Consider the following 24,797-nt stretch of genomic DNA (forward strand, 5'->3'; position numbering starts at 1 on the left):
GAACTCTGTATAAATTTCCAGTGAAAAACCCGTCGCCGGCGGGTTTTTCCTTAACCATTAGTGGTGCCTATGGACGTCTCCGATCTGCTCGACAGCCTGAATGAAAAACAACGTGAAGCCGTGGCGGCGCCGCGCAGCAACCTGTTGGTTCTGGCCGGAGCGGGCAGCGGCAAGACGCGGGTGCTGGTGCATCGCATCGCCTGGCTGCTGTCGGTGGAGAACTGCTCACCGTATTCGATCATGGCGGTGACCTTCACCAACAAGGCGGCGGCGGAAATGCGCCACCGTATCGAACATTTGATCGGCACCAGCCAGGGCGGCATGTGGATCGGCACTTTCCACGGTCTGGCGCACCGCCTGCTGCGCGCTCATCATCTGGAAGCCAACCTGCCGCAGGATTTCCAGATCCTCGACAGCGACGACCAGTTGCGGTTGCTCAAGCGCATCATCAAGGCGCTGAACGTCGACGAGAAACAGTGGCCGCCGCGTCAGGCGATGTGGTACATCAACGGCAAGAAAGACGAAGGCCTGCGCCCGCAGCACGTCGAGACCTACAACAACCCGGTAGAGGCCACCTGGCTGCGCATCTATCAGGCCTATCAGGAAGCCTGCGATCGCGCGGGGCTGGTGGATTTCGCCGAGCTGCTGCTGCGCGCGCACGAGCTGTGGCTGAACAAGCCGCATATCCTCAACCACTACCGCGAGCGTTTCACCAACGTGCTGGTGGACGAATTCCAGGATACCAACAGCATCCAGTACGCCTGGATCCGCCTGCTGGCGGGCGGCAACAGCAACGTGATGATCGTCGGCGACGATGACCAGTCGATCTACGGCTGGCGCGGCGCGCAGGTGGAAAACATCCAGCGCTTCCTGAAGGATTTCCCCGGCGCGGAAACCATCCGCCTGGAGCAGAACTACCGTTCCACCAGCAACATCCTGAAAGCGGCCAACACCCTGATCGCCAACAACGACGGGCGCATGGGGAAAAACCTGTGGACCGAAGGCGGCGAAGGCGAGCCGATTTCCCTCTACTGCGCCTTCAACGAACTCGACGAAGCGCGCTTCGTGGTCAACCGCATCAAGACCTGGCAAGACAACGGCGGCGCGCTGAACGACTGCGCCATTTTGTACCGTAGCAACGCCCAGTCGCGAGTGCTGGAAGAGGCGCTGCTGCAGACGGCGATGCCGTACCGCATCTACGGCGGCCAGCGGTTCTTCGAACGTCAGGAAATCAAGGATGCGCTGGCTTACCTGCGCCTGATCTCCAACCGCAACGACGACGCGGCCTTCGAGCGCGTGGTCAACACCCCGACGCGCGGCATCGGCGATCGCACCCTCGACGTGGTGCGCCAGGCGGCGCGCGATCGCCAGCTGACGCTGTGGCAGGCGACGCGTGAACTGATGCAGGACAAGGTTCTGGCCGGCCGCGCCGCGTCGGCGCTGCAGCGCTTCATCGAGCTGGTGGAGTCGCTGGCGCATGAAACCGCCGATATGCCGCTGCACGTGCAGACCGATCGGGTGATCCGCGACTCCGGGCTGTTCATCATGTATGAGCAGGAAAAGGGCGAGAAGGGACAGGCGCGCATCGAAAACCTTGAGGAACTGGTGACGGCGACGCGCCAGTTCAGCTATCAGGAAGAAGATCAGGATCTGATGCCGCTGCAGGCGTTCCTGTCGCATGCGGCGCTGGAAGCGGGCGAAGGCCAGGCCGACGCCTATCAGGACGCGGTGCAGCTGATGACCCTGCACTCGGCCAAGGGGCTGGAGTTCCCGCTGGTGTTTATCGTCGGCATGGAAGAAGGCATGTTCCCGAGCCAGATGTCGCTGGACGAAGGTGGCCGTCTGGAGGAGGAGCGCCGTCTGGCCTATGTGGGCGTGACGCGCGCCATGCAGAAACTGACGCTGACCTATGCCGAAACGCGCCGTCTGTACGGCAAAGAGGTTTATCACCGGCCGTCGCGCTTTATCGGCGAATTGCCGGAGGAGTGCGTGGAAGAAGTGCGCCTGCGCGCCAGCGTATCGCGCCCGGTCAATCACCGCCGCATGGGCACGCCGATCAGCGAGAACGACACCGGTTACAAGCTGGGCCAGCGCGTGCGTCATCCCAAGTTTGGCGAAGGCACCATCGTCAATCTGGAGGGCAGTGGCGAGCACAGCCGGCTGCAGATCGCCTTCCCGGGTGAGGGCATCAAATGGCTGGTGGCGGCCTACGCGCGTTTGGAAACGGTATAAAGAGAGAGGCGTTGCAGGGGCCAGCCCCTGCAACCTTTCACGATCAGTGAGGGTACCGGTCGCCGACCTGTGCGGTGGCATACCAGCGCATCACCGCTTCGGTGCCTTCACCGCCTTCCTGCGGCGCCCACTGCATGCAGTCTTCTTCGGTCAGCGCCTGATACGGGCCCTGCTTCACTTCGAACACTACGCCGCCGGCATCGACCGACAGCACCGCATGCCAGGTAAAGGCCGGCATCTCCAGCACTTTAGTTTCTTCGCCGAGCAGGGTGCGCTGTGTTACGACGCCGTCATCGTTGAACTGCAGCACCACAAAGCGGCCGCGCAGCGGCGTCAGCAGCTCCCAGGTTTGCGGGTGGCGGTGCGGGCGGATATAGGTGCCGGGTTCCATGGCGATCGCCAGGCGTTGCACCGGGTCGCTCAGCTCTTCGTGTAAGGTGCGGTGCGCGCGCAGGCGGGCCACGCTGGCGGCCTGTTCGCTCATCGCGGTCAGTTCATGGGCGGTAATCTGTTTCATCGTTTAAATCCGCATGCTTGTCGTACCATTAGGGTGATGTCATCTTAGCAACATTCTTGGTGGCGGTAAGCGATCGCCGCGACTTTTTCAGTACGGTTTAAGCCCCATTTCTGCTATTGATCATCGTGATGATTTGTTGCGCAATTATCCCGCCTAACGTGTTGACAGGCTTTTTCTTCTCGGCGTAACATGCGCGCACTATTATCATTGAGGACAGACGCCTTGGACACACCCAGTAGATACTGGCTCACTGACCTGCGCCGCAGGTATAACTTCTAAGGCTCTCCGTTTTTGCTGATAGCCTTCGTGGTTGTCGGCGACCCCGCAAAGTGTCGCTATGAGTCAGATCTCTTCATGGTCTGAAACAAATCGGTGATACGCATCCCCTCTGTTTCTGTGCTTCAACGCGTTGTCCGCACCCGTTACCTTCACGGAGTTTTGGCACATGCTGAGCGCTTTTAAATTAGATAACCGCCGCTTGTCCCGTCTGGAACTGGACGACTCAGATGATCTCACGTCATCGCTGTGGGTTGATCTGGTCGAGCCGGAAGAGGGCGAGCGTGAGCGCGTGCAGAATGAGCTGGGACAAAGCCTGGCGACGCGTCCTGAACTGGACGACATCGAAGCCTCCGCCCGTTTCTTCGAAGACGAAGACGGTCTGCATATCCACTCCTTTTTCTACTTTGAAGATGCGGAAGATCACGCCGGCAACTCCACGGTGGCGTTCACCATCCGCGACGGGCGTCTGTATACCCTGCGCGAGCGCGAACTGCCGGCGTTCCGCCTGTACCGCATGCGCGCCCGCAACCAGACGATGCTCGAAGGCAACGCTTACGAACTGCTGCTGGATCTGTTCGAGACCAAGATTGAACAGCTGGCGGACGAGATAGAGAATATCTACAGCGATCTGGAACAGCTCAGCCGGGTGATCATGGAAGGGCATCAGGGCGACGAATACGACGCCGCGCTGTCGACGCTGGCGGAGCTGGAAGATATCGGCTGGAAGGTGCGTTTGTGCCTGATGGATACCCAGCGCGCGCTCAACTTCCTGGTGCGCAAGGCGCGTCTGCCGACCGGCCAGCTGGAGCAGGCGCGTGAAGTGCTGCGCGACATCGAATCCCTGCTGCCGCACAACGAATCGCTGTTCCAGAAGGTGAACTTCCTGATGCAGGCGGCGATGGGCTTCATCAACATCGAACAGAACCGTATTATCAAGATCTTCTCGGTAGTGTCGGTGGTGTTCCTGCCGCCTACGCTGGTGGCTTCCAGCTACGGCATGAACTTCGAATTCATGCCGGAACTGAAATGGTCGTTCGGCTACCCGGGCGCGATCACGCTGATGATCCTGGCGGGCCTGGCCCCTTACCTGTACTTCAAGCGCAAGAACTGGCTGTAACCCGGCGGCGCCGGGCTCAGCGCAGCTTGCGCTGGGTATAGAGCGCGTCGAGGGTGAACAGGATCAGCGCCGCCCAGATAAAGCCGAAGGTCACCAGCTTGTCCTGGCCGACGGTCTCGCCGTAGAAGGTGACCGCCAGCAGGAACATCAGCGTCGGGCCGAGATACTGGAAGAAACCGAGCGTCGACAGGCGCAGCCGGGTAGCCGCCGCGGTGAAGCACAGCAGCGGCACGGTGGTGACGATGCCGGCGGCGACCAGCAGCAAGTTCAGCGACCACGGGTTGGCGCTCAGGTGGCTGGTGGGGCTGTCGGCGAACAGGAACAGATAGGCCGCCGCTACCGGCAGCAGCCACAGCGTTTCAATCAGCATGCCGGTCTGCGCGTCGATGGCGATTTTCTTGCGCAGCAGGCCGTAGAAGGCAAAGCTGAACGCCAGCCCCAGACCGATGATCGGCAACGACCCGAACTGCCAGAGCTGCACCAGCACCCCGGTGAACGCCAGCGCCACCGCCACCCACTGCATGCGGCGGAAACGTTCGCCGAGAAACAGCATCCCCAACAGCACGTTAACCAGCGGGTTGATGAAGTAGCCCAGGCTGGCTTCCAGCATATGGTGATTGTTCACCGCCCAGATGAACAGCAGCCAGTTGCCGCCGATCAACAGCGCGGTGACCGCCAGCAACAGCAGCCGTTTGCGATTTTGGCAGGCGGCGCGCACTTTAGGCCAGTTGCGGCCCAGCGTGATCAGCGCCAGCATGAAGAAAAACGACCAGATGATCCGGTGGGTGAGGATCTCATCCGCGGACACTTGCTGGATCAGTTTGAAATAAGCCGGGGCGATGCCCCACATAAAATAGGCGGCCAGGGCAAAGAAAATGCCCTGACGCGTTTGCTTTGCGTCCATGACGTCACTCTGGTGGGGAACTTAAGATGCGGTGAGTGTACTGAAGACGCTCACCGCACACAATCATCAGCCGACCAGGTAGGTGGCGGTGGCGGTCGCGATATGCAGACCGTCGTGGTTATGCAGTTCTACGCGCGCGACGGCGACTTTGTTGCCGCTGCGCAGCACGCTGGCGGAGGCGACGAAGTGCTCGCCGCGGCCGGGGCGCAGGTAGTCGACGCGCAGGTCGATGGTGCCCATGCGCGACAGCCTGGCGGCGATCTCCTCTTCGACCAGCGGCTCCAGGCGCGTCAGCACGCCGCCGGCGCAGGCCAGCCCGGCGGCGACGTCAAGCACGGCGGCGATCACGCCGCCATGCAGAATTTCCTGCGCGGCGTTGCCGACCAGCTTGCGCTGGTTGGTGAAGCTCAGCTCGACGTAGTCATCGTCGAAGCGGCGCAGCTCCAGGCCAAGCTCGCGGTTGAACGGCATGTGGTAGACAAAAATTTCGCCGATCTTGCGGCGGGCGGCTTCCAGGGTCAGTGGTGTTGTCGGCATAGCGGGTTTCCGTTTTTCTTTTGCGTTTTAAGGGAGCTAACTGGTCAGTCCAGGTTAATGGAATGTTGATTTTATGCTTAACCTTTGTTGCTTGCCAGCCCGTTTAGGCAAAAGAGTCACGCGCGCGTTGGTGTCATGCTGAACGATATTGTGTAATCATACCCGGTGGGTGTGTACCGATGAAAAAATGGGGAAGTGTGTGTCAACCGCAGCAGTGATTAACAGAGAGTTGCTGGCCGAGCAGGTATTGCGCGATACCTTCGGCTACCAGCAATTCCGTCCGGGGCAGCAAACGATTATCAATGCCGCGATCGGCGGGCAGGATTGCCTGGTGGTGATGCCGACCGGCGGCGGCAAGTCGTTGTGTTACCAAATCCCTGCGCTGGTGATGGACGGCCTGACGCTGGTCGTTTCTCCGCTGATCTCGCTGATGAAGGATCAGGTCGACCAACTGTTGGCCTACGGCGTTTCCGCCGCCTGCTACAACTCGACGCAAACCCGCGAGGAGCAGCTGGACGTCATGGCCGGCTGCCGCAACGGCACCATCAAGATGCTGTACATCGCGCCGGAGCGGCTGATGATGGAAAGCTTCCTCAACCTGCTCGATCACTGCCCGCCGGCGATGCTGGCGGTGGATGAGGCGCACTGCATCTCCCAATGGGGCCACGACTTCCGGCCGGAATACCGCGCGCTGGGGCAGTTGAAACAGCGCTTCCCGTCGATGCCGGTGATCGCGTTGACCGCCACTGCCGACGAAGCCACGCGCGGCGATATCGTGCGTCTGCTGTCGCTGCAGGATCCGCTGGTGCAGGTCAGCAGCTTCGACCGGCCGAACATCCGTTACACGCTGGTGGAAAAATTCAAACCGCTCGACCAGCTGTGGCGCTTCGTGCAGGATCAGCGCGGCAAGAGCGGCATTATCTATTGCAACAGCCGCGCCAAGGTGGAAGACACCGCCGCGCGCCTGCAAAGCCGCGGGCTGAGCGTCGGCGCTTACCACGCGGGGCTGGACAACGATCGCCGCGCCCAGGTGCAGGAAGCGTTCCAGCGTGACGATCTGCAGGTGGTGGTGGCCACCGTCGCCTTCGGCATGGGCATCAACAAACCCAACGTGCGTTTCGTGGTGCATTTCGACATCCCGCGCAATATCGAATCCTATTATCAGGAGACCGGCCGCGCCGGGCGCGACGGCCTGCCGGCCGAAGCCATCCTGCTGTACGATCCGGCCGACATGGCCTGGCTGCGCCGCTGTCTGGAGGAAAAACCCGCCGGGCAACAGCTGGACATCGAGCGTCACAAGCTGAACGCCATGGGCGCTTTCGCCGAGGCTCAAACCTGCCGTCGCCTGGTGCTGCTCAACTACTTCGGCGAAGGCAAGCACGAAAACTGCGGCAACTGCGATATCTGCCTCGATCCGCCCAAGCGCTACGACGGGCTGGAGGACGCGCGCAAGGCGCTGTCTTGCGTGTACCGCGTCGGCCAGCGCTTTGGCCTCGGGTACATCGTGGAAGTGCTGCGCGGCTCCAACAATCAGCGCATTCGCGAATACGGTCACGACAAGCTGCCGGTGTACGGCATCGGCCGCGATCAAACCACGGAGCACTGGACCAGCGTGCTGCGCCAGCTGATCCACCTGGGCTTTATCACCCAGAACATCGCCATGCACTCGGCGCTGCAATTGACCGAGGCGGCGCGTCCGGTGTTGCGCGGCGAGGTGGCGCTGCAGCTGGCGGTGCCGCGCATTCAGAGCCTGAAGTCGCGCAGCAGCGCCAACCAGAAATCCTACGGCGGCAATTACGATCGCAAGCTGTTCGCCAAGCTGCGCAAACTGCGCAAGTCGATCGCCGACGAAGAAAACATTCCACCCTACGTGGTGTTCAATGACGCCACGCTGCTGGAAATGGCCGAACAGATGCCGATCAAGGCCGGCGATCTGCTGAGCGTCAACGGCGTGGGGCAGCGCAAACTGGAGCGTTTCGGCGCGCCCTTTATGGCGATGATCCGCGACCATCTCGACAATGACGAAGACTGAGGGCGATAAATCATGCTGATGCTGTTTCTCACCGTGGCGCTGGTGCATCTGATTGCGCTGATGAGCCCGGGGCCGGACTTCTTTTTCGTGTCGCAGACCGCCGCCAGCCGCTCGCGCCGCGAGGCGATGATGGGCGTGGTCGGCATTTCGCTCGGCATCGTGGTATGGGCCGGCGTGGCGTTGATGGGGCTGCATCTGATCCTGCAGAAGATGGCCTGGCTGCATCAGATAATCATGGTCGGCGGCGGCATTTACCTGTGCTGGATGGGGTGGCAACTGCTGCGTTCCGCGCGGGCGCAGCAAGCTCCGCCGGCGGCGGAGGCCCAGGTGGCGTTGCCGAAGGCCGGGCGCAGCTTTATTCGCGGCTTCTTGACCAACCTGTCCAACCCGAAAGCGGTGATCTATTTCGGCAGCGTGTTCTCGCTGTTCGTCGGCGACAGCGTCGGCGCCGGGGCGCGCTGGGGGCTGTTCTTGCTGATCGTCGCCGAGACCTTCGTCTGGTTCAGCCTGGTGGCGGTGGTGTTCGCGCTGCCGGCGATGCGCCGCGGTTATCAGCGGTTGGCCAAGTGGATAGACGGGGTGGCGGGCGTGCTGTTTACCGGCTTCGGGTTACACCTGATCTTTACCCGCTAACCGGCAGTTAAATGCCCAAGGCCGAGCAGCGATGCCCGGCCTTTTTTGTCAGGCTTTGCGGGCGGTCGCCAGCAGCCCCGCCACCAAAATGAACAGCGAACCGAACACCCGGTTGAGCAGCTGCATTTGACGCGGGGTCTTCAGCCAGCCGGCGATGCGCGTCGCCAGGGTGGCGTAACCGATCATCACCAGAATATCCACCACCACGGTGGTGACGCCGAGCACCAGATACTGTTCGGCCTGCGGCTGATGGGGCAAGATGAACTGCGGGAACAGCGCGGCGAGGAACACGATGCTTTTCGGGTTGGTCAGGTTGACCAGCACCGCGCGGCGGAACAGGCGGCGGCGCGGCATGCTGCCCGCCAGCGCATGCAGATCCAGCGCGCCGGCGGCGCGCCATTGCTGGATGCCGAGCCACACCAGGTAGGCGGCGCCCAGCCATTTCAGCAGCTCGAACGCCAGCAGCGATTGCGATATCAGCGCGCCGAGGCCGATGCCCACCAGCACGATGTGCGCGCTCAGCCCGACCTGCAGCCCGGCGATTGACGCGGCGGCGCCGCGATAGCCGTGGCTGATGCCGGTGCTCATGGTGTTGATGGCGCCGGATCCGGGGGAGAGGCTAAGGATAAGCGTGGTCAGCAGGTAGGTTAACCACCAGTCCAAGGTCATGGTTCTCGGCTCCCTGAAAGTGTCGTTTTGTGCCACAATGCGCCGAGGCGGCGCCGTTTTTTGTCAGAATTGAATCACAATACGCTAGTATGATTTCTTGTGCCAGCGGTCACATTTTCCGCCGGCTCCACAGGGAAAACGCTCTCGATGACCTCGTTCACTCTCAGCTCCGATGACTGGTTAACGCGTGAAACGCAGTTCGCTGCCTTCGCCACCGGGCCGCTGCTGGATTTCTGGCGGCAGCGCGAAGAAGGCGAGTTCAGCGGCGTGGACGGCGTGCCGATCCGCTTTGTGCGTTTCCGTTCCGCGCGGCATCAGCGGGTGGTGGTGGTCAGCCCCGGCCGCATCGAAAGCTACGTGAAATACCCTGAGGTGGCCTACGACCTGTTCCACTGCGGTTACGACGTGGTGATCGTCGATCATCGCGGCCAGGGGCGCTCCGGGCGTTTACTGGCGGATACGCACCGCGGTCATGTGGTAAACTTTGCCGACTACGTGGACGATTTCGAGCAGCTGTGGCTGCGCGAGGTCGAGTCGCGCGGTTACCGGCAGCGTTTCGCGCTGGCGCATTCGATGGGCGGCGCGATCCTGGCGCAGTTCCTGCAGCGCCGGCCGCAGGCGTTCGACGCGGCGGCGTTTTGCGCGCCGATGTTCGGCATCCAGCTGCCGATGCCGGGCTGGCTGGCCGACCGCATTCTCGACTGGGTGGAGACACGCCCGGCGATCCGTGATTATTACGCGGTGGGCACCGGCCAGTGGCGTCCGCTGCCCTATGTGGTCAACGTGTTGACCCACAGCCGCGAGCGCTACCGGCGCAGCCTGCGTTATTACGCCGACTATCCCGAGCTGCAGGTGGGCGGGCCGACTTACCATTGGGTGCGTGAGAGCATCCGCGCCGGCCGGCAGATCATCGCGCAGGCCGGGAACATCACAACGCCGCTGTTGCTTTTGCAGGCCGGTGAAGAACGGGTGGTCGACAACCGTTCGCACCAGGCTTTTTGTCAGGCTCTGTCAGACGCGGGGCGCCCTTGCGAAGGGGGGCTTCCGTGGGTTATCAACGGCGCACGCCATGAGATCCTGTTCGAGCGGGACGCGATGCGCGCCGAAGCACTGAACGCAATCCTGCGCTTCTTTGCTCAACACTTAGGCGGCGCGCTGCCGCCGACAACTCCATCAGAGGTTAGAACATAACGCTATGTATCACGTCGTCGCTTCCGATTTAGATGGCACGCTGCTGTCTCCCGACCATACCCTGTCGCCGTACGCCAAAGAAACGCTGAAGTTGCTGACCCAGCGAGGCGTGCATTTCGTGTTCGCCACCGGCCGCCACCACATCGACGTGGCGCAGATCCGCGACAGCCTGGAAATCAGCGCCTTTATGATCACCTCCAACGGCGCGCGGGTGCACAACACGGCCGGCGAGCTGATCTTCAGCCATAACCTGGACGGGGATATCGCCCGCGATCTGTACGGCATGCTGCACGACGATCCGCAGATCACCACCAACGTCTACCGCAACGACGATTGGTTTACCAACCGCGAAAGCCCGGAGCAGGAAGAGTTCTTCCAGGAGTCGGTGTTCAAATATCAGCTGTTCGAGCCGGGCCTGCTGGAAACCGACGGCGTCTGCAAGGTTTACTTCACCTGTGAAGACCACGAGCGGTTGCTGCAGGTGGAAGACGCCATCAACGCCCGCTGGGGCGATCGGGTCAACGTCAGCTTCTCGTTCCCAACCTGCCTGGAAGTGATGGCGGGCGGCGTGTCGAAAGGGCATGCGCTGGAAGAAGTGGCCAAGATCATCGGCTATACGCTGCAAGAGTGCATCGCCTTCGGCGACGGCATGAACGATCTGGAGATGCTGTCGATGGCCGGCAAGGGCTGCATCATGCGCGATGCGCATCAGCGCCTGAAGGATATGCTGCCGGAGCTGGAGGTGATCGGTTCCAATGCCGATAACGCGGTGCCGCACTACCTGCGCAAGATGTTCCTCTGAAATAACAAGGGCGCCTTGCGGCGCCCTTGGCATTACTTGTGCTGGCCCTGCTTCTGCAGGAACTGCACGCCCTTGTCCGGGAAGTCGGTGAACACGCCGTCGACGCCGGCCTGGTTGTAAATCACGTCATACAGTTGGTTCACGTCGGTCACGTACTTCGGCAGCGCATCGGCGCGGATGGTGAACGGATGCACCGCCAGCTTGCTGGCGTGCGCTTCTTTCACCATGTCGGTCAGCACGATGTGGCCCGGCTTGGATTGATCCGCCACCACCAGCATGTGGTAGTCCGGCCCGATGCCGTCGGCATACTGAGCGATTTTCTTCATCGCGCCCGGTTTAAACATCCAGTCATAGTCGTATTCCACCCACTTGCCGTCGGCTTTCTGCTCGTAGGTTTCCTGCCAGTCGTTGTAGGCGATCAGCTGAACCAGCTTCAGATCCATGCCCAGCTTCGGCTCCAGCTCGTTCTTGATGCGTTTGAGCTCGTTGGCGTCGAAGCACTGCAGGTAGACGTTGTCGTTCTTGCCGGTGTAACCGTACTGCTTGAGCACCGCCAGCACTTTGCTGGAGATGTCTTTGCCTTCCTGCTTGTGGAACCAAGGCGCTTTGATTTCAGGATAGATGCCGATGTTTTTGCCGGTCGAATGGTTCAGACCCTGTACGAATTCGATCTCTTCCTGGAAGGTGTGGACGCGGAAGTCGGATTTGCCCATCGGGAAGCGGCCAGGGTAGCCCTGTACCTTCTTGCCGTTTTCGATGTCAAAGCCTTCGGTGAACTTCAGCGATTTGATCTCCGCCAGCGTAAAGTCGATGGCGTAATAACGGCCGTCTTTGCGTGCGCGGTTCGGGAAACGTTCGGCGACGTCGGTGACGCGATCGAGGTAATGGTCGTGCAGCACCACCAGCTCGTTGTCCTTGGTCATCACCAGATCTTGCTCGAGGTAATCGGCGCCTTGCGCGTAGGCCATCGCCTTCGCCGGCAGGGTGTGTTCCGGCAGGTAGCCGCTGGCGCCGCGGTGGGCGATCACCACTTTGTCCGCCGCCTGCGCGGCGCTGACCATTGAGGTGGCGAGAATGATCCCTGTCAGCAGGGCTTTGACTTGAGTCCGCATTCCGTTTTCTCCGTGTTGTTGGGGGCAGGGTAGTAAAAAGGCCGCAGGGCGGCCTTTAAATCATGCAAAAGTCGTGTGACGGTTAGCCGCGCTTGCCGGCAGCGATTTCCGCGTGGTGTTTCTTCTCGTTCAGCATGGTCAGCAGCAGCAGGATAACCGCCAGCACGCCGCCGCCGATCATCACCATGAAGCCGCCGTCCCAACCGAAGAAGTCCACGGTGTAACCGACGATGGCGCTGGCCGCAACCGAGCCGCCCAGGTAACCGAACAGGCCGGTGAAGCCCGCGGCGGTGCCGGCGGCTTTCTTCGGCGCCAGCTCCAGCGCGTGCAGGCCGATCAGCATCACCGGACCGTAGATCAGGAAGCCGATGACCAGCATACAGATCATGTCCACGGTCGGGTTACCGGCCGGGTTCATCCAGAACACCACGGTGGCGATGGTCACCAGCGTCATGAAGAACACGCCGGTGGCGCCGCGGTTGCCTTTGAACACTTTGTCCGACATCCAGCCGCACAGCAGGGTGCCCGGGATACCGGCGTATTCATACAGGAAGTAGGCCCAGGAAGACTTGTCCAGCGCGAAGTGCTTCACTTCTTTCAGGTAGGTCGGCGACCAGTCCAGAATGCCGTAACGCAGCAGGTAGACGAACACGTTGGCGACCGCGATGTACCACAGCAGCTTGTTCGGCAGGATGTACTGCATGAAGATCTGCTTGGCGGTCAGCTCTTCTTCGTCTTTTTCGCTGTAGTCGTCCGGGTAGTCGTTTTTGTACTCTTCAATCGGCGGCAGGCCGCAGGATTGCGGGGTGTCGCGCATCAGGCCGAAGGCGATCAGGGCCACCAGGATGGCGCCGAAGGCCGGCATGTACAGCGCCGTGTGCCAGTCGTTGAACCAGGCCATGCCCAGCAGGAACAGCAGCGGCGGCAGGCCGCCGCCCACGTTGTGGGCGCAGTTCCAGATGGAGACGATGCCGCCGCGTTCTTTCTGCGACCACCAGTGCACCATGGTGCGGCCGCACGGCGGCCAACCCATGCCCTGGAACCAGCCGCACAGGAACAGCAGGACGAACATGATGGCGATGCTGGAGGTTGCCCACGGCACGAAGCCCATGAACAACATCACCGCCGCCGCCAGGATCAGGCCGGCAGGCAGGAACACTCGCGGGTTGGAACGGTCGGAGACCGAACCCATGATGAATTTGGAGAAGCCGTAGGCGATGGAGATGCCCGACAGCGCGAAGCCGAGGTCACCGCGGCTGAAGCCTTGTTCGATCAGGTAAGGCATGGCCAGGGTGAAGTTCTTACGCACCAGATAGTAGGCGGCGTAACCGAAGAAGATCCCCAGGAAAATTTGCCAGCGCAGCTTACGGTAGAGCGGGTCTACCTTATCGCTCGGCACACGGGCGATGTGTGCGGCCGGCTTAAAAATACTCAACATGAGCGCCTCCGATGGCTTTATCTGTTATCACATCAATATGACCTTTTACGTTCATTTGATGATTGAGCGGATATCGAATGTGGTGTTTTTGTGTTCCATAACGAGCGCCATTGTCATCAAATACGCCTGGTGTCGCTGTGACGAATGGCGCAATTGTTACACTTTCATGAAACCACGGCGGATTTTGAGCGATTCGTTAACGTTATGAAATAGAAAAACGTCCAAAAATCGTGATTATGATCACATTGATGGTTTTTTGTGGACATTTTTATTTCGTTTCGTGTTCGTTATTGTTCCTTATCAAACAAAGACCCTAATAACCGTGGCTCAATAGGCTCATAACTACCGATCCTGAGGGAGCGACATGAGCAGCTATTTTGACGGCGGCGAAACGGATGTGATCATCATCGGCGGCGGCGCCACCGGCGCAGGCATTGCCCGCGACTGTGCGCGGCGCGGCTTGCGATGCATTTTGCTGGAGCGCCACGACATCGCCACCGGCGCCACCGGCCGCAACCACGGTTTGCTGCACAGCGGTGCGCGCTATGCGGTGACCGACGGCGAGTCGGCGCGCGAATGCATAGAAGAGAACCGCATCCTGAAACGCATCGCGCATCACTGTATCGAGCGCACCGACGGGCTGTTCATCACCTTGCCGCAAGACTCGCTGGACTATCAGCAGCAGTTTATCGCCGCCTGTCGCCAGGCCGACATCGACGCCGAAGCGATCGACCCGCAGCTGGCGCTGCGGCTTGAGTCGGCGGCTAACCCGGCGCTGATCGGCGCGGTGCGGGTGCCGGACGGCACCGTCGATCCCTTCCGGCTGACCGCCGCCAATATGCTGGACGCGCGCGAGCACGGCGCGCAGATCCTGACCTACCATCAGGTGGTGGGGTTGCTGCGCAGCGGCGATCGGGTGACGGGCGTGCGCGTTTACGACCATCAGAATCAGCGGCGCTATGAGCTGCACGCGCCGGTGGTGGTCAACGCCGCCGGTATCTGGGGCCAGCAGATCGCCGAATACGCCGATTTGCGCATCCGTATGTTCCCGGCCAAGGGAGCGCTGCTGATCCTCGGCCATCGCATCAACAACATGGTGATCAACCGCTGCCGCAAACCGGCGGACGCCGACATCCTGGTGCCGGGCGACACCATCTCGCTGATCGGCACTACCTCGACCCATATCGACTACGACCAAATTGACAACATGCTGGTGACCCCGCAGGAGGTGGACATTCTGATCCGCGAAGGGGCGCTGTTGGCGCCCACCCTGGCGCAGACCCGCATTTTGCGCGCCTATGCCGGGGTGCGGCCGCTGGTGGCCAGCGACGACGATCCCAGCGGGCGCAACGTCAGCCGCGGCATCGTGCTGCTCGATCACGCCGCCCGCGACGGGCTGGAAGGGTTTATCACCATTACCGGCGGCAAGCTGATGACCTACCGCCTGATGGCGGAGTGGGCCACCGACAAGGTATGCGAAAAGCTCGGCGTAAATAGTCCGTGCACCACCGCGCAGGACGCGCTGCCCGGATCCCGTCAGTCGGCGGAGGAAACGGTGCGCAGCGTGGTTTCTCTGCCCGCCAGCATTCGCGGCTCGGCAATTTACCGCCACGGCGATCGCGCCAGCCAGGTGCCGGCGGCCGATCGGCTCGACACCAGCCTGGTGTGCGAATGCGAGGCGGTGACCGCCGGGGAAGTGCGCTATGCGGTCAACTCGCTGACCGTCAATAACCTGGTGGATCTGCGCCGCCGCACCCGTGTCGGCATGGGCACCTGCCAGGGCGAACTCTGCGCCTGCCGCGCCGCCGGGCTGTTGACGCGCTTTAACGTCAGCACGCCGCAGCAATCCATCGCGCAGCTGTCGCAGTTCCTCAACGAACGCTGGAAAGGCGTACGGCCGATCGCCTGGGGCGATGCGCTGCGCGAGAGCGAATTTACCAGCTGGGTTTACCAGGGATTATGCGGGCTTGAAGCCCAGGCCGACCAGGAGCAGGAGGCGGATGATGCGATTTGACGTCGTGGTGATTGGCGGTGGTCTGGCGGGCCTGAGCTGCGCCATTGCCGTGGCCGAACAGGGCAAGCGCTGTGCGGTGGTCAGTTCTGGCCAGAGCGCGCTCTACTTCTCCTCCGGCTCGCTCGATCTGCTGGCGAGATTGCCGGACGGCACGCCGGTCGAGATGCCGCTGGCGGCGTTGCCGCAGCTGGCGCAACAGGCGCCGCAGCATCCGTACGCCCTGATCGGGCCCGGCCGGGTGGCGGCGCTGTCCGCCGCCGCGCAGCGGCTGCTGGAACGCTGCGGGTTGAATCTGCAGGGCGAGGGGGTGAACAACCATCTGCGCATCACGCCGCTCGGCACGCGCCGCGCCACCTGGCTCAGCCCGCAAGCGATCCCGACGCTGCCGCTGACCGGCCAACTGCCGTGGCGGCGTATTGCGGTGATCGGCATCGAAGGGTTCCTCGACTTCCAACCGCAGATGGCCGCCGACGCCCTGAGCCGCGAGCTCGGCGTGCAGACGAACGTGGCCTATCTGCACATGCCGGCGCTGGACAGATTGCGCAATAACCCCAGCGAGTTCCGCGCGGTGAACATCGCCCGGGTACTGGATTTGATGGAAAGCCTGCCGCCGATGGCCGAAGAGCTGCGACGGCTGGCGGGCGAGGCCGAGGCGCTCTTCCTGCCGGCCTGTCTGGGCCTGGAGGACGACGCGTCGCTGGCGGTGTTGCAGGATGCGGTCGGCAAGCCGATCCGACTGCTGCCGACGTTGCCGCCTTCGGTGCCCGGCATGCGCTTGCATCAGGCGCTGCGGCGGCGTTTCCAGCAGTTGGGCGGCGTTTTCATGCCCGGCGACAGCGTGCTGCGCGCCGAGAGCGAAGCCGGCCGCGTCACCGGTTTGTACACCCGCAACCACGGCGATATTCCGCTGCGGGCGCAGCAGGTGGTGCTGGCCAGCGGCAGCTTCTTCAGCAATGGGCTGGTGGCCGATTTCGACGGGGTGCGTGAGCCGATCTTCGGGCTGGACGTACACAGCCGGGCGGATCGCGCCGACTGGAGCCGACGCGAGCTGTTCGCGCCGCAGCCTTACTTGCAGTTTGGCGTGCGCACCGACGGCAGACTGCGGGCGATGAAGCAGGGAGTGCCGTTCGACAATCTGTACGCCATCGGCGCGGTCGCCGGCGGCTACGATCCGCTGCAGCAGGGCTGCGGCGCCGGCGTGTCATTGATCGGCGCGTTGCACGTCGCGCAGCAGATCGCCGCGGAGGAGAACGTATGAGCCTGCATCGGGACCACAGCTTTGAAAGCTGCATCAAATGCACCGTCTGCACCACTTACTGCCCGGTCGCCAAAGTGAACCCGCTCTACCCGGGGCCGAAACAGGCGGGGCCGGACGGCGAGCGGCTGCGGCTGAAAGACCCGGCGCTGTACGACGAAGCGCTGAAATACTGCACTAACTGCAAGCGTTGTGAAGTGGCCTGCCCGTCCGACGTCAAAATCGGCGACATCATTCAGCGCGCCCGCGCCGATTTCGCCCAGAGCAAGCCGACGCTGCGCGATGCCATCCTCAGCCATACCGATATCATGGGATCGCTGTCGACGCCGTTTGCGCCGATCGTCAACGCCGCCACCGGGTTGAAACCGGTGCGCAAGCTGCTGGACAAGGCGCTGAAGATCGATCACCGGCGCGAACTGCCGAAATATTCCTTCGGCACCTTCCGCCGCTGGTACCGGCAACAGGCGCAGGCTCAGCAGCGTTACGCCGAGCAGGTGGCATTTTTCCACGGTTGCTTCGTCAACTATAACCACCCGCAGCTGGGCAAGGATTTGGTCCGGGTGTTCAACGCGCTGGATATCGGCGTGCAACTGCTGAAACGCGAGAAATGCTGCGGCGTGCCGCTGATCGCCAACGGGTTTATCGACCAGGCTAAAAAGCAGGCCAGGGTCAATGCCGAATCGCTGCAGGAAACGGTGCTGGAGCGCGGCATTCCGGTGGTGGCGACCTCATCGAGCTGCACCTTCACCCTGCGTGACGAATACCCTCATCTGCTGGACGTAGACACCACTGCGGTGCGCGATCGGGTGGAGCTGGCGACGCGCTATCTCTATCGCCTGATCAATCAGGGGCGCAGCCTGCCGCTCAAGCGCACGCCGCTACGGGTGGCTTATCACACGCCTTGCCATATGGAGAAGATGGGCTGGACCGCCTACACCCTGGAGCTGCTGCGGCAGATACCGGGGCTGGAGCTGGTGGTGCTGGATTCGCAGTGCTGCGGCATCGCCGGCACTTACGGGTTCAAATCGGAGAACTACGCCACGTCGCAAGGCATCGGCGCGCCGCTGTTCCGGCAGATAGAAGAGAGCGGAGTGGATCTGGTGGTGACCGACTGCGAGACCTGCAAATGGCAGATCGAAATGTCCACCAGCAAGCGCTGCGAACATCCGATCACCCTGCTGGCGCAGGCGCTGGCATAAAAACTAAAGGGCCGGCACGCCGGCCCTTTGTGGGATTACTGCTTCAGCTTCAGGGTGGAGATGATGCCTTCGGCTTCGGTCTGCGCCTGCTGCTGGTTGTCCGCCGGCAGCGTCACCTGAATGGTCAGCATGTTGTTGTTCAGCGAACCGATCAGAACGGAGGAATAGGCTTTTTCGCCGCCGCTGGTGATGATGCTGTCCAACTGACGCAGCGGCACACCGTTGACGTCGAGCGCTTTGTTGGTGATCACCTGCAGGTTGGCGTCACGCGCGCGCTGGGTGTTCTCCAGGCGCTTGGCCAGGGTCTCCAGGCTGTCGGCGGTCTTGTCGCCCAAGATGACGATCACTGCGCGCTGACCGGTGCTGTCTGCGTAAACATGCATGTTGTTGGCCTGGTTGCCCAGTTTGCCGCTCTGATCCGCCATGCCGACCGGCAGGGTGAACGCCAGTTTACCGTCCAGCAGGTTGACTTGCTGCCCGGCCGGCGCGCTGGCCGCCGCGCCGTCTGGCGCTGCCTTGGTGTCTTTGGTATTGCCGTCGCAGGCCGCGAGGCCAAGCGCCAGCAGGCTGATACCCATCAATTTCGCTACTTTACGCATCGGGCTTCCTTCTTCCTTTCCGGTAGGGATTCACTGTCGTATCGCAACCTATTCCAGGTTGAAATGCAAGGCAGATGTTGTCACAAGTTTTTTTCCAGTAATAGCCGATAATCAGCCACTTCGCCTTTCTTTTCCAGATGAACAATCTGATAGTGATGGGCGAGCAGCATCGTCAGCATGGCGCGGAACCGGTTACGGGTTTTGACCGTCAGTTGGCGATAGCCTTGCGCCCGCGCCCAGCGCTCTTGTTCGGCCAACAAGGCCTGCGCCACGCCGTGGCGACGGAATGCCGGCAGCACGCCGCCCAGCCAGCTGTAAAACACCGTTTCCTGCCGTTGATAACCGAGTTTGAAACCGGCCGGCTGTCCGTCTATCTCGGCGATCAACAGGCTGGTGGGGGCGGCGCCGATACGTTGCTGCAGATCGGCCAGGCTGTGCAGGCCGCCGAATTCGGGGATGCGTTGGTAAAGGCGGTGGATTTCTTCGAGCGTGGCGGTGCGGATGATTGGGGTCATGAGCGGCCTCCAAAGGATAAGGCCGCCCAGAATAACACGACTCAGCCCGGCTGCAGGCTGCCGCTGCGCGCCGCGATGCGTTTGAGCAGCATGTTCAGCAACACGCCGTACATCGGCAGGAAGAACAGCAGGCAGATCATCACCTTGAAGCTGTAATCCACCAGCGCGATCTCCACCCAGTTGTTGGCCATGAAGGGATCGCTGCTCTTATAGAAGGCGATGAAGAAGAACGCCAGCGTATCGCTGATGTTGCCGAGGAACATCGCCGCCGCCGGCGCCACCCACCAGGCGCTGCGTTGACGCAGGCGGTTGAAGACGTGTACGTCGAGGATCTGGCCGAGCACATAGGCCATAAAGCTGGCCACCGCGATGCGCGCCACGAACAGGTTAAAACTGCTCAGCGCGGCGAAGCCCTGCCATTCTCCCTGATAGGTGACGGTGGAGATCACGTAGGAGATGAACAGCGCCGGCACCATCACCGCCAGGATGATGCGCCGCGCCAGCGGCGCGCCGAAGATGCGCACGGTCAGATCGGTCGCCAGGAAGATAAACGGGAAGGTAAAGGCGCCCCAGGTGGTATGGAAGCCGAAAACGCTGATCGGCAGCTGCACCAGGTAGTTGCTGGAGGTAATGATGGCGATATGAAACAGCGAAAGCCAGACCAACGCCGTGAAGCGCTGCTGTGCGGTAAACGAATACATACTTGTAGCCTTTTTAGCAGTGGGGTGAGGGAACCCAGTGTGTCTTGTCAAAACAGCAAAAAACGCTGCGCGGCGGCATGATACGCGTTTGCGCAACCAATGCAATGGTTAAATTTAACGCAAACGTTAACGCATCTTGCGCAGAAAAACTACCGGCGTAAACTAGGCGCTAATGAGATGCGGCGAGCGTTCGCCGATCGTTTTTGAACGAGAAAAATTGCATGACTGACTTATTTGCCCAGGCAGACCAGACGCTCGACGCGCTGGGGCTGCGTTGCCCGGAACCGGTGATGATGGTGCGCAAAACCGTGCGCCATATGGACAACGGCGAAACGCTGCTGATTATCGCCGACGATCCGGCCACTACCCGCGATATCCCGGGGTTCTGCCGCTTTATGGAGCACACGCTGGTGGCGCAGGAGACCGAGCAGGCGCCATACCGTTATCTGTTACGTAAAGGCGTCTAACGGCGGCGCGGCCGAGTTAAAAGTTCCCTCCCCCAAATGACAACGGGCGCGGTATGCCGCGCCCGTGTTTGTTTCAGAGCTTAGCTGCGCTTTCTCAACAGCCGCAGCGCGTTGGCGGTGACCAGCGCGGTGGCGCCGGAGTCCGCCAGTACTGCCAGCCACAGCCCGGTTAACCCCAGCAGGCTGGTGATCAGAAAGACCCCTTTCAATCCCAGCGCGATGGTGATGTTTTGCCGGATATTGGCGTGGGTGGCGCGCGAGATGCGGATCATTTCCGCGACGCCCACCAGCCGGTTGTGGGTCAGGGCGGCGTCGGCGGTCTCCAGCGCCACGTCGGTGCCGCTGCCCATGGCGATGCCGATGTTTGAGGCTTTCATCGCCGGGGCGTCGTTGATGCCGTCGCCGATCATCGCCGTCGGGCGCAGTTCGTTCAGCTCGGTAACCGTAGCGACCTTATCTTCCGGCAACAGACCGGCGCGATAGTCGAGGCCCAGCTCGCCGGCGATCGCCGCGGCGGCGCGCGGGTTGTCCCCGGTCAGCATCACGCCGCGAATACCCAGCGCGTTCAGTTCGGCTATCGCCTGTTTGGCGTCGCTGCGCAGCGTATCGCGCAGCGCCAGCAAGCCGATGGGCGCGCCGTCTGCCAGCACCACCACCGCCGTTTTACCGGCGTTTTCCAGCTTGTCTACCTGGCTCTGCCATTGGGTGGCGAGCAGGCCCGGCGCCAGCTTGCCCGGCGCGCTGATCAGCACGGTCTTGCCGTCCACGATCCCTTCCACACCGACGCCGGCCAGCGCGCGGCGCGCCTGCGCCAGCGGCAGCTCGGCCCCGCTGGCGGCGGCGCGGTTAATGATCGCTTGCGCCAGCGGGTGATGTGAACCGGCCTCTACCGCGGCGGCAAGCTGCAACAGCCGTTGTTCGGTCAGTGCGCCGATGGGCAGCACGTCGGTGACCGTCGGCTTGCCTTCGGTCAGGGTGCCGGTTTTATCGAAGGCGATGGTTTGAATCTGGCCCAGTTGCTCCAGCGCCGCACCGCCTTTAATCAGTGCGCCGCGCCGCGTGGCGGCCGCCAGCCCGGATGTGATGGCCGCCGGCGTCGAGATCACCAGCGCGCATGGACAGCCGATCAGCAGCAGCGTCAGGCCGCGATAGATCCAGGTCTCCCACGGCTGCGAGAACAGCAGCGGCGGCACCAGGATCACCGCGACGGCCAGCAGCATAATGGCCGGGGTGTAGTAGCGGCTGAAGCGATCGAGGAAGCGTTCGATCGGCGCGCGGCGCTCTTCGGCCTCTTCAATCAATTGCAGAATGCGGTCGATGGCGTTTTTGCCGGGCTCTGAGATCACCTTCATCTGTGCCGCCTGATCGACGGACAGGCTGCCCGCGGCCACTTTTTCCCCCCGTTGACGCTCGACCGGCACCGATTCGCCGGTCAGGGCGCTTTCGTCGAAGCTGGCGAACGGATTGAGCAGCTCGGCGTCGGCCGGCAGACGCCCGCCGGGCGCGATTTCAATCACGTCGCCGGGGCGCAGGCTGGCGACCGGCACGCGTTTGCGTTCCGTGCCTTGCAGCAGCAGCGCATCTTCCGGCACCAGCTCCATCAGCGCCTTCACCCCGCGCCGCGCACGGTTGGCGGCGTAGGATTCCAGCAGCTCGCCAACCATAAACAGCAGTAGCACCATCGCCGCCTCGGCGGTGGCGCCAATGAACAGCGCGCCGATGGCCGCCACGCTCATCAGCGTTTCGATGGCGAACGGCGTGCCGGAGCGAATCAGACGCAGCGCCTTGGCGGCGACCGGCGCCAACCCGACCAGCGTGGTGGCGATAAAGGCGATGCGACCCAGCTCCGGGTTAATCCGATCCAGCACCCAGCTGACCACCATCAGGGTGGTTAACAACAGCAGCGGCGCAAATTCGCCGAAGCGCGAGGCTTTTGGCGCGGCATCTTTGGCGGTCTGAGCGCCGAGCAGGGTAAAACCGGCCTGGGCGACCGCGTCCTGGATCCGCAGGCTGATATCGGACTGTGCGTCGACAACCAGTTTTTCGGTGGCGAACAATACGCGTGCGCTGTCAACGCCGGGGAGCGCGGTGACGGCATTTTCGATTTTCTTGGCGCAGCTGGGGCAGTCCATACCGGTGACTTTCCAGCTGAAACGTTGGCTGCCGGAAGGGGGAGCGGCGGCCAGCCTGTCGCTTTCCTCGTCCGGATCGTCGGGGGCGGCGGCGGCGCAGCCGCTCTCGCCATGATCGTGATGGTGATGGGCGTGTTCGGTCTGCGCAGCGGCGTTTTTCGGCTCGCTGCTGCAGCCATGCTGGGTTTTGCTGTGGCTGTGGTTGCAGCCGCATCCGCCTTCAGCGTGGTGATGTTCCTGATGATTATGATTTTGCTGATTGTGCATAACGTCCCCCTTCGGGCAGTTAACCGGGTTTGCTCAGCTGACTCTACACCCTGGAGTGCACTCCAGAGTCAAGCGCCGGATGAGAATTATTGCTAACGGCGTTCAGGCGTTATGGGGGGATTCATTCAATAATGAATAATGCGAATTTTAATCTATTGCTTTTTCTTATTACCTATTTCGAGAAAAAGTCTCGCCGCCGTTAGTTTAAATAAGAAAATAATATTCCTATAGAAACTAAAAAGTCGCCCGGTCTAATAATAAAGAGTTATTTATCTATAACGCGTTAGCAAAATTTATCTTTTGGCGCCTAATTAGCCAGCATGATTCGCTTGTGTCTGCAAGCCGCATTGCTATTGAAGTTTGGTGCCAACTTCTCCTCTCTAAGTTTCATTTGTTTTGTAAATAAGCGCAAAAAGTAGCATAACAAACTTTCGTTGCGATAATAAATGGTTGATTATTTTATGTGCAGTTTTGCGGTCCTGCCTATAATTGGAATCGATTACCATTTTTAATGGTGATCTTATTTGCTGATATATATGCATTAATTCTACCAAACACACTGCCGGTAACGGCGCATAAGCCCCTTCCAGCAAGCTTAAGGTTCATTAACCGTGGCTTACGGGGAGGTTATGTCTATCTGTCTGATTGATATCAATCAGGTAATGAGTGGAATCGAACCAATGCAATCTACTAAAAAGGCAATTGAAATTACTGAATCCAACTTCGCGGCCGCCACAACCGGCTACGATGCTGTAGACGACCTGCTGCATTATCATGAGCGGGGCAACGGGATTCAGATTAATGGCAAGGATTCATTTTCTAACGAGCAAGCTGGGCTGTTTATTACCCGTGAGAACCAAACCTGGAACGGTTACAAGGTATTTGGCCAGCCGGTCAAATTAACCTTCTCCTTCCCGGACTATAAGTTCTCTTCCACCAACGTCGCCGGCGACACCGGGCTGAGCAAGTTCAGCGCGGAACAGCAGCAGCAGGCTAAGCTGTCGCTGCAGTCCTGGGCCGACGTCGCCAATATCACCTTTACCGAAGTGGCGGCCGGACAAAAGGCCAACATCACCTTCGGTAACTACAGCCAGGATCGTCCCGGCCACTATGATTACGGCACCCAGGCCTACGCCTTCCTGCCGAACACCATTTGGCAGGGGCAGGATCTGGGAGGCCAGACCTGGTACAACGTCAACCAGTCCAACGTGAAGCATCCGGCGACCGAAGACTACGGCCGCCAGACGTTCACCCATGAGATTGGCCATGCGCTGGGTCTGAGCCACCCGGGCGATTACAACGCCGGTGAAGGCAACCCGACCTATCGCGACGTCACTTATGCGGAAGACACCCGCCAGTTCAGCCTGATGAGCTACTGGAGCGAAACCAACACCGGTGGCGATAACGGCGGTCATTACGCCGCAGCTCCGCTGCTGGATGACATTGCCGCCATTCAACATCTGTATGGCGCCAACCTGTCGACCCGCACCGGCGACACCGTGTACGGTTTTAACTCCAGCACCGGTCGTGACTTCCTCAGCACCACCAGCAACGCGCAAAAACTGATCTTTGCGGTGTGGGATGCGGGCGGCAACGATACCTTCGACTTCTCCGGTTATACCGCTAACCAGCGCATCAACCTGAACGAGAAGTCGTTCTCCGACGTGGGCGGCCTGAAAGGCAACGTCTCGATCGCCGCCGGTGTGACCATCGAGAACGCCATTGGCGGTTCCGGCAACGACGTGATCGTCGGCAACGCGGCCAATAACGTGCTGAAAGGCGGCGCGGGTAACGACGTGCTGTTCGGCGGCGGCGGGGCGGATGAGCTGTGGGGCGGTGCCGGTAAAGACATCTTCGTGTTCTCTGCTGCCAGCGATTCCGCGCCGGGCGCTTCAGACTGGATCCGCGACTTCCAGAAAGGGATCGACAAGATTGATCTGTCGTTCTTCAACAAAGAGGCGCAGAGCAGCGATTTCATTCACTTCGTCGATCACTTCAGCGGCGCGGCGGGTGAAGCGCTGCTGAGCTACAACGCGTCCAACAACGTGACCGATTTGTCGGTGAACATCGGTGGTCATCAGGCGCCGGACTTCCTGGTGAAAATCGTCGGTCAGGTAGACGTCGCCACTGACTTTATCGTGTAACGCAGCAACGGAGCGCCCGGCGCAGTCTCGGCCGGGCGTGA

21 protein-coding genes are annotated in these 24,797 nt (G+C 61.2%); 11 read left to right on the forward strand and 10 right to left on the reverse strand.

Annotated elements, in window-relative coordinates; translation table 11 throughout:
• Positions 1-69: 69 nt before the first annotated feature.
• The gene (uvrD, locus tag ACJ8PE_RS21865; RefSeq protein WP_025304874.1) at positions 70-2,232 is read left to right on the forward strand and encodes a DNA helicase II; all 2,163 of its coding nucleotides are present in this window, start codon (positions 70-72) and stop codon (positions 2,230-2,232) included.
• Positions 2,233-2,275: 43 nt separating this feature from the next.
• On the opposite strand, the gene ACJ8PE_RS21870 is transcribed toward uvrD, so the two are convergent.
• Positions 2,276-2,749, reverse strand: a complete 474-nt coding sequence (locus ACJ8PE_RS21870) for a WbuC family cupin fold metalloprotein (RefSeq protein ID WP_025160392.1) — start codon at positions 2,747-2,749, stop codon at positions 2,276-2,278.
• 445 nt (positions 2,750-3,194) lie between these two features.
• On the opposite strand from ACJ8PE_RS21870, the gene corA reads away from it, so the two are divergent.
• Complete coding sequence (gene corA, locus ACJ8PE_RS21875) at positions 3,195-4,145, forward strand: magnesium/cobalt transporter CorA (RefSeq protein ID WP_004934262.1); 951 nt, start codon at positions 3,195-3,197, stop codon at positions 4,143-4,145.
• Positions 4,146-4,161: 16 nt separating this feature from the next.
• Here the strand turns inward: corA and rarD are convergent, their stop codons facing one another.
• A complete protein-coding gene (gene rarD, locus ACJ8PE_RS21880) occupies positions 4,162-5,049 on the reverse strand; it encodes an EamA family transporter RarD (protein ID WP_033645018.1) in 888 nt (295 codons plus the stop codon).
• A 66-nt stretch (positions 5,050-5,115) separates the two neighbouring features.
• Positions 5,116-5,586 carry a thioesterase family protein gene (locus ACJ8PE_RS21885; protein WP_197792954.1) on the reverse strand — a complete coding sequence of 157 codons (471 nt, stop codon included), beginning with the start codon at positions 5,584-5,586 and terminating at the stop codon, positions 5,116-5,118.
• Between the two features lie 199 nt (positions 5,587-5,785).
• Here ACJ8PE_RS21885 and recQ point away from each other — a divergent pair, with 199 nt between their 5' ends.
• Together recQ and rhtC are read left to right on the forward strand one after the other, a co-directional pair.
• Complete coding sequence (gene recQ / locus ACJ8PE_RS21890; RefSeq protein ID WP_046688049.1) at positions 5,786-7,618, forward strand: ATP-dependent DNA helicase RecQ; 1,833 nt, start codon at positions 5,786-5,788, stop codon at positions 7,616-7,618.
• A 12-nt stretch (positions 7,619-7,630) separates the two neighbouring features.
• On the forward strand, positions 7,631-8,251 hold the full coding sequence (gene rhtC / locus ACJ8PE_RS21895; RefSeq protein WP_033645015.1) for a threonine export protein RhtC: 621 nt from the start codon (positions 7,631-7,633) through the stop codon (positions 8,249-8,251).
• Between the two features lie 48 nt (positions 8,252-8,299).
• On the opposite strand, the gene rhtB is transcribed toward rhtC, so the two are convergent.
• On the reverse strand, positions 8,300-8,920 hold the full coding sequence (rhtB, locus tag ACJ8PE_RS21900; protein ID WP_033645013.1) for a homoserine/homoserine lactone efflux protein: 621 nt from the start codon (positions 8,918-8,920) through the stop codon (positions 8,300-8,302).
• A gap of 147 nt (positions 8,921-9,067) precedes the next feature.
• Between rhtB and pldB the strand changes: the two genes are divergently transcribed.
• Both pldB and yigL read left to right on the forward strand, forming a co-directional pair.
• Positions 9,068-10,111 carry a lysophospholipase L2 gene (gene pldB, locus ACJ8PE_RS21905; protein ID WP_038874116.1) on the forward strand — a complete coding sequence of 348 codons (1,044 nt, stop codon included), beginning with the start codon at positions 9,068-9,070 and terminating at the stop codon, positions 10,109-10,111.
• Positions 10,112-10,115: 4 nt separating this feature from the next.
• Positions 10,116-10,913: a sugar/pyridoxal phosphate phosphatase YigL gene (yigL, locus tag ACJ8PE_RS21910; protein WP_033652427.1), complete on the forward strand. Its 798-nt coding sequence runs from the start codon at positions 10,116-10,118 to the stop codon at positions 10,911-10,913.
• Between the two features lie 32 nt (positions 10,914-10,945).
• Here the strand turns inward: yigL and glpQ are convergent, their stop codons facing one another.
• Together glpQ and glpT are read right to left on the reverse strand one after the other, a co-directional pair.
• The gene (gene glpQ / locus ACJ8PE_RS21915) at positions 10,946-12,025 is read right to left on the reverse strand and encodes a glycerophosphodiester phosphodiesterase (RefSeq protein ID WP_025304882.1); all 1,080 of its coding nucleotides are present in this window, start codon (positions 12,023-12,025) and stop codon (positions 10,946-10,948) included.
• Between the two features lie 82 nt (positions 12,026-12,107).
• On the reverse strand, positions 12,108-13,463 hold the full coding sequence (gene glpT / locus ACJ8PE_RS21920; RefSeq protein ID WP_197792953.1) for a glycerol-3-phosphate transporter: 1,356 nt from the start codon (positions 13,461-13,463) through the stop codon (positions 12,108-12,110).
• Between the two features lie 364 nt (positions 13,464-13,827).
• Between glpT and glpA the strand changes: the two genes are divergently transcribed.
• The 3 genes from glpA to glpC are packed head-to-tail and all read left to right on the forward strand — an operon-like array spanning position 13,828 to position 17,931.
• The gene (gene glpA, locus ACJ8PE_RS21925; protein WP_442536867.1) at positions 13,828-15,477 is read left to right on the forward strand and encodes an anaerobic glycerol-3-phosphate dehydrogenase subunit A; all 1,650 of its coding nucleotides are present in this window, start codon (positions 13,828-13,830) and stop codon (positions 15,475-15,477) included.
• Positions 15,467-16,735: a glycerol-3-phosphate dehydrogenase subunit GlpB gene (glpB, locus tag ACJ8PE_RS21930; protein ID WP_342177864.1), complete on the forward strand. Its 1,269-nt coding sequence runs from the start codon at positions 15,467-15,469 to the stop codon at positions 16,733-16,735. The genes glpA and glpB overlap by 11 nt, the downstream gene beginning before the upstream one ends.
• Positions 16,732-17,931 (forward strand): anaerobic glycerol-3-phosphate dehydrogenase subunit GlpC, encoded by a 1,200-nt coding sequence (gene glpC, locus ACJ8PE_RS21935; protein ID WP_038874129.1) that lies wholly within the window; start codon positions 16,732-16,734, stop codon positions 17,929-17,931. Before glpB ends, glpC begins: the two co-directional genes overlap by 4 nt.
• Before the next feature lie 35 nt (positions 17,932-17,966).
• Here glpC and ACJ8PE_RS21940 read toward each other — a convergent pair whose 3' ends face one another.
• The 3 genes from ACJ8PE_RS21940 to ACJ8PE_RS21950 all read right to left on the reverse strand — a co-directional run bounded on the left by ACJ8PE_RS21940 (position 17,967) and on the right by ACJ8PE_RS21950 (position 19,746).
• A complete protein-coding gene (locus ACJ8PE_RS21940) occupies positions 17,967-18,530 on the reverse strand; it encodes a DcrB family lipoprotein (RefSeq protein WP_197760370.1) in 564 nt (187 codons plus the stop codon).
• Between the two features lie 80 nt (positions 18,531-18,610).
• A complete protein-coding gene (locus tag ACJ8PE_RS21945; RefSeq protein ID WP_089192362.1) occupies positions 18,611-19,045 on the reverse strand; it encodes a GNAT family N-acetyltransferase in 435 nt (144 codons plus the stop codon).
• 41 nt (positions 19,046-19,086) lie between these two features.
• A complete protein-coding gene (locus ACJ8PE_RS21950; protein WP_033652423.1) occupies positions 19,087-19,746 on the reverse strand; it encodes a 7-cyano-7-deazaguanine/7-aminomethyl-7-deazaguanine transporter in 660 nt (219 codons plus the stop codon).
• Positions 19,747-19,967: 221 nt separating this feature from the next.
• Here ACJ8PE_RS21950 and tusA point away from each other — a divergent pair, with 221 nt between their 5' ends.
• Positions 19,968-20,213 carry a sulfurtransferase TusA gene (gene tusA / locus ACJ8PE_RS21955; protein WP_025304890.1) on the forward strand — a complete coding sequence of 82 codons (246 nt, stop codon included), beginning with the start codon at positions 19,968-19,970 and terminating at the stop codon, positions 20,211-20,213.
• Between the two features lie 80 nt (positions 20,214-20,293).
• On the opposite strand, the gene ACJ8PE_RS21960 is transcribed toward tusA, so the two are convergent.
• Entirely contained in the window at positions 20,294-22,612 is a 2,319-nt protein-coding gene (locus ACJ8PE_RS21960) for a zinc/cadmium/mercury/lead-transporting ATPase (RefSeq protein WP_404769113.1), read from the reverse strand.
• Positions 22,613-23,292: 680 nt separating this feature from the next.
• Between ACJ8PE_RS21960 and ACJ8PE_RS21965 the strand changes: the two genes are divergently transcribed.
• A complete protein-coding gene (locus tag ACJ8PE_RS21965) occupies positions 23,293-24,756 on the forward strand; it encodes a serralysin family metalloprotease (protein WP_442536868.1) in 1,464 nt (487 codons plus the stop codon).
• The last annotated feature ends 41 nt before the right edge of the window (positions 24,757-24,797 follow it).

This window comes from Serratia sp. CY74737, assembly GCF_052166775.1.
GTDB classification, from domain to species: domain Bacteria; phylum Pseudomonadota; class Gammaproteobacteria; order Enterobacterales; family Enterobacteriaceae; genus Serratia; species Serratia ureilytica.